Genomic DNA, 935 nt, shown 5'->3' with positions numbered 1-935 from the left:
TGACCACCGCCGGCGTGGGTCTGGGGTGTCGTTCGCCATCGACCGTGCACCCTGATCCATGTTGGCGGGAGCCTGCCCCCACTAGGGGCTGTCGGCTCCGAGGCCGTCATGACGCGGCGAAAAACCGGGGTTGGCGACCCGTGTCTCAGCATCTCCATCAAGTCAGCGCTGACGTGGTTTTTCCGCTGCAGTTTGACTGTCATGCTGGTGCATCCCTGCCGGCCTCACCGGACCTCCAAAGGGTGGTATACCCCAGGCTGGCAAGGCCCGGTGCTTGCGCACACTGTACGATTTTCTACGCCTCAGCCCCATGGTTCGGGACGCGCCTTAGTAACTTTATAAAGAGTGAGTCATGTTCCCGTTCATTTTGGCTTCAGGTGACAGACAGCTACACCCCAGACAGAAGCATCCACTGTCCAAGCTTACAGGGTCTGAGACAGAGTCGGACAGGAGATGAAGACGAGCCACGTCACTCTTCATTCTTCTCCCTCTGTCTTTGCCTTCGTTTCTTCCCCCCCCCAATTGATCGCGCGTCAAACCCGGACGATGGATCGCGCGCCTTCTCCCCCGGCGCGGTTCCTGCTCATCTCAGGCCCGATCCATCGGGGCGTCCTGTTGGCCCTTCCAGGTCTTTGAGAGCCGGTCGAGCGTCTTTCTGGCTCTCTCGTTCAGTTCAGTGAACTTGTTGAACCGCTTCTCGGGCACCGACGGGAGCATCGAGTGGTCCATCAGGTCCATGTCATACTTGCGCGCGCGTCTGTTGAAGGCGCGCCGCTGTTCCTTCTCGGCCCACTGGTACATGGCGAGCCCGAACACACCCGCCTTCCGGAATGCTGTCTCGTACCTGGGGACCCGGATCGCCTGTACCAGCTGTTCGACGTTCACCGGCTCCGGCCCGGCGTAGACCATTGTCGGGATGTAGAACCGGAAGAAGT

At 60.2% G+C, this 935-nt stretch carries 1 protein-coding gene; it reads right to left on the bottom strand.

All coding sequences use genetic code 11. The features are described from left to right. Positions 1–588: 588 nt before the first annotated feature. Positions 589–935 (bottom strand): hypothetical protein (locus HMH01_RS17735; RefSeq protein ID WP_171327128.1); only part of this gene is annotated, 347 nt, incomplete at its 5' end.

The organism is Halovulum dunhuangense, from assembly GCF_013093415.1.
GTDB classification, from domain to species: domain Bacteria; phylum Pseudomonadota; class Alphaproteobacteria; order Rhodobacterales; family Rhodobacteraceae; genus Halovulum; species Halovulum dunhuangense.
The sequence above is the reverse complement of the archived record's forward strand: the minus strand, read 5'-3'. Positions and strand labels throughout refer to the sequence as shown.